Annotated in this window: 10 protein-coding genes; 2 read left to right on the top strand and 8 right to left on the bottom strand. The window is 62.5% G+C overall.

Annotated elements, in window-relative coordinates:
* Positions 1–248 precede the first annotated feature (248 nt).
* From IM632_RS11330 to IM632_RS11315, 4 genes are all read right to left on the bottom strand, one after another.
* Positions 249–509: a CopG family antitoxin gene (locus IM632_RS11330; protein ID WP_296480895.1), complete on the bottom strand. Its 261-nt coding sequence runs from the start codon at positions 507–509 to the stop codon at positions 249–251.
* On the bottom strand, positions 487–792 hold the full coding sequence (locus tag IM632_RS11325; RefSeq protein ID WP_296480897.1) for a BrnT family toxin: 306 nt from the start codon (positions 790–792) through the stop codon (positions 487–489). The genes IM632_RS11330 and IM632_RS11325 overlap by 23 nt, the downstream gene beginning before the upstream one ends.
* Positions 793–1,015: 223 nt before the next feature.
* Positions 1,016–1,138: a hypothetical protein gene (locus IM632_RS11320; protein ID WP_296480900.1), complete on the bottom strand. Its 123-nt coding sequence runs from the start codon at positions 1,136–1,138 to the stop codon at positions 1,016–1,018.
* A 38-nt stretch (positions 1,139–1,176) separates the two neighbouring features.
* Positions 1,177–1,410, bottom strand: a complete 234-nt coding sequence (locus tag IM632_RS11315; protein WP_296480903.1) for an antitoxin — start codon at positions 1,408–1,410, stop codon at positions 1,177–1,179.
* A gap of 382 nt (positions 1,411–1,792) precedes the next feature.
* On the opposite strand from IM632_RS11315, the gene IM632_RS11310 reads away from it, so the two are divergent.
* Together IM632_RS11310 and IM632_RS11305 are read left to right on the top strand one after the other, a co-directional pair.
* Entirely contained in the window at positions 1,793–1,942 is a 150-nt protein-coding gene (locus IM632_RS11310; RefSeq protein ID WP_293520552.1) for a hypothetical protein, read from the top strand.
* A gap of 224 nt (positions 1,943–2,166) precedes the next feature.
* A complete protein-coding gene (locus IM632_RS11305; protein WP_296504406.1) occupies positions 2,167–3,420 on the top strand; it encodes a Fic family protein in 1,254 nt (417 codons plus the stop codon).
* A gap of 239 nt (positions 3,421–3,659) precedes the next feature.
* Here IM632_RS11305 and IM632_RS11300 read toward each other — a convergent pair whose 3' ends face one another.
* The 4 genes from IM632_RS11300 to IM632_RS11285 all read right to left on the bottom strand — a co-directional run bounded on the left by IM632_RS11300 (position 3,660) and on the right by IM632_RS11285 (position 9,463).
* Entirely contained in the window at positions 3,660–3,887 is a 228-nt protein-coding gene (locus IM632_RS11300) for a cytochrome P450 (protein ID WP_296518684.1), read from the bottom strand.
* A gap of 20 nt (positions 3,888–3,907) precedes the next feature.
* The gene (locus IM632_RS11295; RefSeq protein ID WP_296497163.1) at positions 3,908–4,162 is read right to left on the bottom strand and encodes a hypothetical protein; all 255 of its coding nucleotides are present in this window, start codon (positions 4,160–4,162) and stop codon (positions 3,908–3,910) included.
* Between the two features lie 45 nt (positions 4,163–4,207).
* On the bottom strand, positions 4,208–8,011 hold the full coding sequence (locus IM632_RS11290; RefSeq protein WP_296497166.1) for a DNA methyltransferase: 3,804 nt from the start codon (positions 8,009–8,011) through the stop codon (positions 4,208–4,210).
* A gap of 249 nt (positions 8,012–8,260) precedes the next feature.
* Positions 8,261–9,463: a cytochrome P450 gene (locus IM632_RS11285; protein WP_296525157.1), complete on the bottom strand. Its 1,203-nt coding sequence runs from the start codon at positions 9,461–9,463 to the stop codon at positions 8,261–8,263.
* Between the last annotated feature and the right edge of the window lie 157 nt (positions 9,464–9,620).

Genomic DNA, 9,620 nt, shown 5'->3' with positions numbered 1-9,620 from the left:
GCAGACCGGCGCCCCGGACCCCTCTATCCGGTAGTAGAAGGGCCCCGCGTGGTCCTCGAAGGGCTCGCCCTCATAGACCGTCCAGCCCGCCCAGGGGCCCTCGGTCAGGGTCACGTGGGTGAAGGTCGGATAGCCCGCGTCACCGTCGCCCATGGAAGTCCTCCCCGCGCCGCCCCCGACCGCCGGCCGGTGTGCGCCAGACGCCTTTGCCAAACCCTGCGGCGGTCCGCCAGTGTTTCTGCCGGCGGCTAGGGTCGGGAGGCTCCCGGTCCGGGCGCTCTCAGCGCCGCCTCCAGGGTCAGCCGGATGAACTTCTGGTACGACATGCCGGTCGCCGCCGCCCTGGCCTTCACCGCCGCCAGCAGGGGCTCGGGGAACCGCAGGTTCACCTGCCGCGACTTGGGCGCAAACTCGAAGCTGTGCAGGGTCATCCCGGAAAGGTCGTAGGTCGACAGGTCTGCGTCCTCGAGGAAGGCCTCGGCCGCTTCATCCGTCGTCAGGTGGGGCAATCGCGGCTTCATAGGCTCGCCTCTCCTTGAGGTGCATGTAACGGGCGCTGATGGGCCGGATATGGTCTCCGTCCCCACCGCGCCGAAGGGTGAACACCACGAACACTGGACGCTGACCCCCGCCCGTTCCGATCGCCAGGAAGCGCGTCTCGGCCTGGGAGTGCGCCAGGTCCGGTGACAGGTGGAAGGCGTGTCGGAAGACGCCCTCGATCTCGTCCTGGCTGACGCCGTGCTTGAGACATTTCGGCAGGTTTCCATCGTCCCAATCGAACCCGACGATCATTCAATCCTCGGTTTGTATAGCATAATGTATATACAATTTCCATCCCCTGCAGGACTTGGGGGGCGTTCAGGGAACGGACCCGGTCCGACCGCCGAGGATCAAAATCTGGCGGCCGCCTGTGGCGGGGGCCGGTCCGGATTGAGGCCGTTTGAAGGTCATTGCGCAGCGCGCCATCGGGTAGGCGCACGCCTCGCCCCATGGCCAGACCGGGCTCTCCACCGGCCTACCAGAGCCGCTTGACCGCAGAGTCGTCGAAGCGCGTCTCGTTGGAGATCAGCACCATGTCCTCGGCCAGGGCCTGGGCGATCAGCAGCCTGTCGAACGGATCCTTGTGGGCGATGCCCATCTCGCCGGCCAGTCGGGCTCAGCTTTCGAGACGGCGCCTCAGGCGAGGCTCCTGCCTTCCCAGTGCTCCGGGGGCAGGGGGTCGTTGAAACGGTCATCCATGGCGATCCGGCCCTTGAAGGCGCCGAATTTCCGTCGGCCAGGCGGCGGGACCGGAGACAGCCGCACGACAGGGACCTTCCCGCGCAGGATCACAACCTCCTCGCCGGACACGGCTTCGGCGATCAGGCGCGAAAGGTGGATCTTGGCGTCATGCACTGAGTATTGGGCCATGAAGCTCTCCTGGGCCGAGGATGGGAGGTACCCCCGCGACCTTCAAGGTCGTTCCCCAAGTGGCGTCCCCGACAGAAGAACGGCGGCCTTCCGGTTGGGAGGGCCGCCGTTGCGAAACCGCGAGGTCAAATCGGGGATGGAGACAAGCGCGGCGGCCGGTCCCGGCCCGGGGGGGCTGGGGGGGCGTTCAGGGGCCGGAACCAGGTCCGACCGCCGACACTGCCAACCTGACGGGCGGATGTGTCCGGGTCGGGTCCGGATTAAGGCCGTTTCAGGGCTTTTTCACCCCAACCGCCGCCCCGACCGGAACCTCGCAACTTCTGGCTGAGTTTCGGGGGGTAACACCAGCACCAACCCGCACTTCACCCCACGCGATCGCCCGTTGCAGCGTGCCGACCTCGACGATTTCGTCACTGACTACCGCCTGAACCACCTGCGCCGCAGCCGGGAGGACAGCGACCGTTTCCGCTGTTTCAACGACGAGGAACTGGCGGCGCATGACGAGCTGAACCTCGATGTTTTCTGGCTATAGGACGACGGGCATATCGACCCCGACAGCCTGCCCAGGCCGAACGTGGTGGCGGTGGAGATTGTTGAGCACCTTGAGGCTGCGCTTGAGTCGTTTCGCAAGGTCGCAGGAGAGTCGGCAGGCTGACCGCTGTACACGCGCCGATTGTCTGGCGTTCGCAGGACGGCCATCGCCGCCACCGCCATTGATGGCGGAATGTGCCGCAAGGCTATCATCAACGGTGTTTGGTGATCGCCCGCTATCTGCAATGGCTTTTGATGACAAAACAAAGCGGCATTCTATTGTCAAACGCTCTTGCCGCTACTAGGATCGCTCCAAATCGCGTTGATGGGAAAGTGGCGGCCCATATGAGCGCCAAACCTTACGACCTATCGGAGGCTGTCTACTATCACACGGGAGCCTTTCCTCCTGCGTCCCTTGATTATGAGTCTCTGCTCGGCCCGCTGGAAGAGGCTGCTGCCTCATTGGCGCGCTACGACGCCAAAATGTCGAGCATGGTGAACAGCGAGCTTTTTGTCGCGCCCTTGCGGCGGCAGGACGCAGTGAGTTCGTCACGAATGGAAGGGACGATCTCGACCATCGAGGAGCTGTATCGGCTTGAAGCCGAGGAAGATGCCGGTGCCACTGACCCGTACCGGGAGGCGCGCAACGACGATATCGAGACCTTCCTTTACTCCCGTGCCCTCCGTAACGCGCAACAGGCGCTTGCCGATGGCGCACCGCTCAGTGAGCACCTCATCAGAACTGCACACCAGCAACTGTTGTCTTTCGGACGAGGCGCACGGAAGCGTCCAGGCGCCTACAAGGTAGAACAGAACTACATCGGTGATGATCGGCGCGGGAAAATCCACTACGTTCCGATTGCGCCAGAGCACCTGGCCCCTGCAATGGCTGAGCTCATCCAGTTCATGAATGAGAGCACGATGCGCCCGCTTCTGCGCACGGCCCTGACGCATGTGGAGTTTGAGGCCCTCCACCCCTTCGAGGATGGCAATGGCCGCATCGGGCGAATGCTCATTACCCTGATGCTCTGCAAGCTAGGCATAATCAGTCAGCCAAACTTCTTCGTCTCAGGATACTTCGAGACGCACAAGGATCAATACGTCGAGCGGATGCGAGCCGTCTCCGCCGAGGGCGACTGGTCTGGCTGGAGCGTATTCTTCCTTCAGGCCATGCATGCCCAAGCTACGGTCAACATACAGACAGCCGATAAGATATCTTCTCTGCACAACGAGATGAGGGAGCGGTTCCGCGAGGCATTGAACTCTCAGTTCCACGACCGTGCACTGGACTTCGTTTTCGCTAGACCGGTTTTCCGCAATGACATATTTGTGGATAGGTCTGGTATTCCAGCTTCTTCTGCCCGTTCATTGTCGCGACGACTTGTCGAGGTTGGGCTGCTTCGCACAATTGAACCGGCGGCAGGTCGTCGCGCCGCCCTGTATTCCTTTAACCCGTTGCTCGACATACTCAAGGTATAGCGACGGCATGGGCGGGAGCTAACCATGTCCTGGGATGTGCACGCGATCCGTTGGAAAGCCTGTCCACTGAGCCATGCGAACGCGCACTGATCTTTCGGAATGGACTGACTGTGAGGTGACCCCCTAAACTCCTCCTGCGAAACCTAGAGTCTCCCCGGGGTGAGGGCCGGACTAAGTCGGCGATCAAGCTTCAAGGAAGAACAGATCATCGCGGTGCTGCGGGAGCAGGAGGCCGTCCCTCACCCCACCCCCACCCGCCGCCCCGGCCGGAACCGCACCGGCATGGTCCGCGGCCCGGAGATGAAGTTGCTGGCCAGCCATTCGGGCGGGGCGGTGCGCTCCACCTCTTCCATCCGCGAGAGCACCTCCACCAGCATGGCGTCGATCTCGATGCGGGCGATGTGCTGGCCCAGACACACGTGCGGGCCGTTGCCGAAGGCGATGTGCTCGTTCTGCGCCCGGGCCAGGTCGAGCGCGGCAGGTTAGCTCATTCGCCCTTCAGTCGTTTGAGCTCGGCCGCAAATGCCTCGCACATAATCCCGCCCTCCTCGGGCGGCAGCGACTCAGCCAACTTAGGAAACAAATCTTCCCAGGATTCGGTCTCCGCAGCGCTCCAGGGCAGCCGCTCCGCCTCTCGCGCCAAATTGAGTATGCGGCGAAGGTGCTTGCGCACAAAGTCAGGATTCACCGGCGGCGGCGCATACTCCGCACGGGACGTCTCAAACAGGCCCAGCTGGCTCATGTCGACAGCCTCTTACGCACTTTGTGTCCCCTATGGACTGCGATTCTACGCCTGCCTTCCACGATTCCTATCATTCTCCACAAGAGCCCTTTCATTCGGTTCAAGCCCGTAGAGTTCGTACAAAAGCTCATTCATCGCCTGCTCGCCGTCCTGCAGGGCCTTGGTCTGCTCAGCTAACTCCTGAACGCGCTCAATGAACTGGATCGCTGCTGGTGAAGTGGCGTCCGCTGGCGGACGTCGGAGTTCATCGGCGAGGGGCTTCGCCTCCCGCCAGCTTCGGCTAAGCAGCAACCACCGCCACCAAGTCTGCGCCATCCTGCCATCGACATCTTCGAGATAGATGCGGGAGATCACCCGCAATCCACCGATGAACAGGCGCAGCTCACCCTCGTGGAAAGTCGCCTCGAGACGTCCACCACGGTCCAGCGCCGCCTGCAGAGCTTCCAAGCGAACGGCGATGTCCTCTTCCAGACGAGCCATGGCCCAGTCACGCCGGTCGGAAGGCGTTTTCAGGGCTGAAGGTGCTGCAGACTGCAGGTCCTCGAAAGTTCTCAGGTCTGGCCAGAGCCAAGGCTCCGGGTGTCGATGGCGCGCCAACACCGAAAGGCGCTCTGCACAGGCCGAGAGTAGCGTACGGGTGCGTGTGTGGCCCGTTTGCAGCAGCTTTGCCTGATCGGCGACCCGAGCTTGGTCTTGTGTCCCCACATCGGGGATCGGCAAGGGTGCGATAAACTGCTTGTTGGCCTCGAACCAGCCACCTTGCTTGGGTTTGCCGATTCGGCGAAAGACGAAATCAACTACTCGACCGTTTAATGCTCCTGCCAGGAAAAATTTATCAATTCCCTCCGAAGATATAATTCCATTTACTCGAACATTGTTTATATATTTGTCGCCCTCCGTATCAACGCAAACGCGCATTTCGGGCACCGTTTGGGCAACTATTATTTTGGATTTATCCTGCTTATCAATATTCTGATTTCGGCCAAAGCGGTACCAATTCTCATCATCGAATGGCCGCTTGTCCCTTTTGGCCTCCCGTCCACGAAGCGCGTCTTCCCAGCGAAGGAGGTGGGCCCACGCCTTCGGAAACCGCGCGGCCAGGACCGACGCTTCCAGCAGGCGCATCGCACCTTTGTCATCGCGCTCATACGGAAATAGGACGTAGGTGTCGGTTTCGGGCTCTTCATAGCGCTTGGCCTCAGCCCCAGAGATCAAGGGACGCATGATTGCATCCTCGATCTCCACCTCGTGAGACACCGCACCCGTTCGCCCCTTGGGTACGCACCAATAGCGACCCTCCGCCGTCTTCCTCATATGGTAAAGATCGTCGGCGCTCGTGATTAGCCCTTGAAAGATTTTGGAAGTTAGTCGGGGGTCGTCCAGCCGCAGACAGCTTTCGGCCAGCCGGTCGATCAATGCCCGATCCTCACCTGTGGCCATCAGCCACTCACCGTTTTCAGGCAGGGCATCGTAGCTGACTGCCAGTCCTTCGTTCGTCCAGTCAACGTCCGCAGCTTCACCATTGGGCGCAGTAGCGATGCGCACCACGTCTTGACGGTCGCGTGAGAAGTACTGCAGGGCCGTATAGGTGATCGCTTCATCGAAGATCTGATGAGCCTTGAAGTCGATCCAGCGCTCCAGGTGCCGACCCCGTCGAATGAGGTGCCGCAGACCCTCGCCGTAGCTGTTCACAGTCCACAGACTGGGTGCGATGTAGGCCATTCGACCGCCGGGCCCGAGCAGACGCAGGCCCTTCTCCACAAAGGGCAGATAGAGATCGAAATTGCCGGTTCGGGCGCTCGCATAGGTGTCATCGCCACGCTGCGCATGCAGGTAGGTGGTCGCTTCAGGTGCCGCCTTTGTGAGGTTCTGCAGCTTCACATACGGCGGATTGCCGAGGATCAGGTCAAAGCCGCCCGGGTTGCCCTCAGGCCAGACTTCCGGAAACGCGGCCTTCCAGTCGAAGGCGCAGACGCTCTCCTCCAGCGCCGCATCCGGCGCCCGCCCCCACCAGAAATCCGGGCCGACCAGACTGTTGCCTCGCCGGATCGTGTGATCGAGTGAAGACAGCGGTCTGTCTGCGCGCGCTGAATGCAGCCACAGAGCCAGCTTGGTGATCTCTACGGACGAAGGGTTCAGGTCCACCCCGTAGATATTGTTCTCCAGCACCTCGCCGATCAGGCCGGCCTCGTCAGGCGCCAGGTTGATATCACCCGTCCCCAGGGCCGCCTTCTGACGAGCGACAAACAACCGCTCTTCAAGTAACCTGCGGAAGGCTGCGATGAGGAAGGCGCCTGATCCGCAGGCGGGATCGACGATGCGTACCGTTTTCAGCCGGGCTTCATAAGCCTCCACCTGGTCCAGTGTGGGGAATTGATCTTCAGCCTCAGGCCATCCGCAGCTTGTCTTGGCCTCGTCGAACCAGGGCTTGAACGCGCCTTCGACAAGGAGGTTCACGACCCACTCGGGGGTGTAGTAGACGCCATTGCGCTTACGCTCTGACAGCGCCGCGATGCTGGCGCGGCCTTCCAGTTCACCCTCTCGATACTCCAGCTCCGTGATGGACTGCTCGAAAATTCGGCCAAGGGTGTAGAGGTTTAGACTCTCGGTAGCGTCGCCGCGCGAAGCGTAGTTGTACCGAGCGCACAGATAGAGAAGCGTGTTTCGGTCGCGCTCAAGCGAGGCGTCATTCACCCCCTGACCCGGAGCGGCGAAGACGTGGTTGGGGATCTCCAGGCCCTCGATTTCAGGATCGGCGGCGAAAAGGCCGCCGTTGATATGCGGCACCTGCATCCCGCCAAGCTTCCCACCCGTATCCATGATCGAGAAGAGACCTTTAAGGAAGGTCCACAACTCGTTCCCGTTTGGATCGTAAAATGGCTCTGTGCTTCGGCTTTTCAGGAAATCGCGAATAAACTGAGGCGGAAAAAGCATCCGCTCTCCCATGTCCTCACAGTAGAAAGCGAATATAAACCGATCCAGTAATTTCTGAGAGAGTCGAAGAAGTTGAGTCTGGCTTCCAGCGTAACTGGGATTGCTGATTGTGAGGACATTAAACAGGCGCTCGCGAATCGTCCTGTAGTGCTCGTAGAATTCCCCCTCGAGCGCTTTTTCTCTTACCCATTGACGCTCGACGAGCCGCAGCAGGGGCGGCTTCCCGGCGCGCGACAGCAGCTGGTCTCGATGGAAAAGACGTTGGAACAGAAAGCGGTCGAAGCGCGCGTCCTCTGAGTCGGTCAGCAGGTCGTAGGCGCCGGAGAACAAGTCCCGCGTTCGTTCGACTGTGAAGCGGAGATACTGGTTCGGAGCCCGATCCCACCAGTAAAGGCGAAACTCATTCATGTCGGTGACCAGCCCCCACCAAGGCTGGACGGGCTCATTTCCAAACAGGTCTTTACGGGCGCCCCGAATGTAGTCGAGGCACTGCTTGACTGGCGAGCGGGTATTGCCCTTGCGCGCCTGTGGCGCGTCGAGCGCCGACCGAATATCCTTGAACTCGCACAGAACTTGCGGTGTCGGCGCCGCTCCGACACCGAACCAGCCCAGGGCAAGGTCCACCTCGCCCATGCCGCCGCCGGCGCCCGCATCGGGAATTCGAAGCTTGGGGTGAAGGGTGACGTCTGAGGCTACCACGCGCCCTTCGTCACCGTAGCCCCAGATTTCGACAAAAAAGGTCTGCGTGAAGGCCCCCTCTGCTGCGGTCTCTTTGCGCACGCGGCGCCCCGCCCAAGCCTTCAGCCGCCCGAGCAAAACGGCGTCGTCCCCGCCTTGTGTGTAGGCCTTGTACTCAAGCCCCAGTTCGGACCTCAGAAAGGCACGGGTGACAAAGGCGCGGCTATCGTCGAACATCGGTTGGACTCCTCGACTCGGCAACCTAAGCCCATTGAATCAGCGTGCACAGTCGGGCGGTCAGGCGTCGTCGGCGCCCGATTGAAGTCTGTGGGTGGCTGAAGGATTCTCAATGCGCTCGGAAGGCTGTGAAGCTACCCGGCGTGAAGCATCATCCACAGGGTGACGTGTTCCGACGGGCGGACTCTCAAGGTAGCCTTTAATCCGGCATAGCGCGTCAGAAATCCGTTGCGCGCTGGAACGCTAGCTTCACCCCACCCGCCGCCCCGCCCGGAACCTCACCGGCATGGTCCGCGGGCCGGAGATGAAGTTGCTGGCCAGCCATTCGGGCGGGGCGGTGCGCTCCACCTCTTCCATCCGCGAGAGCACCTCCATCAGCATGGCGTCGATCTCGATGCGGGCGATGTGCTGGCCCAGGCACACGTGCGGGCCGTTGCCGAAGGCGATGTGCTCGTTCTGCGCCCGGGCCAGGTCCAGCTGGTCCGCGCGGTCGAACTGGGCCGGGTCGCGGTTGGCCGCGCCGAAGTACATGACCACCTTGTCGCCCTTGCGGATCGTCTTGCCCCCCAGCTCGGCGTCGGCCTTCGCCGTGCGGCGCATGTAGATCACCGGGGTGGTCCAGCGCAGCAGCTCCTCCCGGGCGGCGGGCAGGCGGCCGGGCAGGTCGGCCTTCAGCCAGGCCAGCTGGTCGGGATGGTCCAGCATGGCGTTCAGCCCGCTGGCCAGCAGGTTGCGGGTGGTGTCGCCGCCGGCGTCGATCAGCAGCAGGAAGAAGAGCAGGAACTCCATGTCCTCCAGCCGCCGGCCGTCCACCTCGCAGGCCAGCAGGCGCGAGGCCAGGTCGTCGCCGGGGCGGGCGCGCTTCTCGGCCATGACCTTCGAGCCGTACTCGAACATCTTCATCACGGCCTGGGCGCCGGCGCCGGGGGCCTGGGCCTCCGGGGCGGTGTGGATCACCTCGGTCAGCTTGTAGAGCTCGCGCCCGTCCTCCAGCGGCAGGCCCAGCAGCTCGGCGATCACGTAGGAGGGCATCTCGCCCGCCACCTCGGCCACGAAGTCGCACTCGCCCTTCTCGATCACCGCGTCGACGATCTGCCGGGCCAGGGCCTGGATCCGCGCCTCGCGCATCTTCGCGGTCGGCAGGGTGAACTCCGAGCGGATGAGCTTGCGGAAGCCCGTATGGTCCGGCGGGTCCATCATCAGCATCATCTTGTAGGGCCCGAAGGCCGCCGACTCCTCCGCCGGATCGGGAATCATGATGGTCGGCTCGGAGGAATAGGTCTCGAACCCCCGGTCCACGGCGCGCACGTCCGCATAGCGGGTGACCGCCCAGAAGCCCCGGCCGCCGGGCTCCTCGTGCCAGTGGACGGGGTCGTTCTTGCGCAGCCAGTCGTACTGGGCGTGGGGGTGGCCGGCGGCGAAGCTGGCGGGGCTGAGGAGGTCGATCTTCATGAGGGGGTCAGTCCTTCCACCAGGGGTACTGGGGCGGCATGTCGCTGGAGACCTTGCCGGGGAAGTCGGGGCTGCGCTTCTCCAGGAAGGCCGAGACGCCTTCGCGCACGTCCGGGCCGGCGCCCAGGGTCATGGCCATGGCGCCGTCCACCTTCAG

The organism is Phenylobacterium sp. (genome assembly GCF_020402505.1).
GTDB lineage: Bacteria > Pseudomonadota > Alphaproteobacteria > Caulobacterales > Caulobacteraceae > Phenylobacterium.
This window is presented reverse-complemented; position numbering and strand designations above follow the sequence as displayed.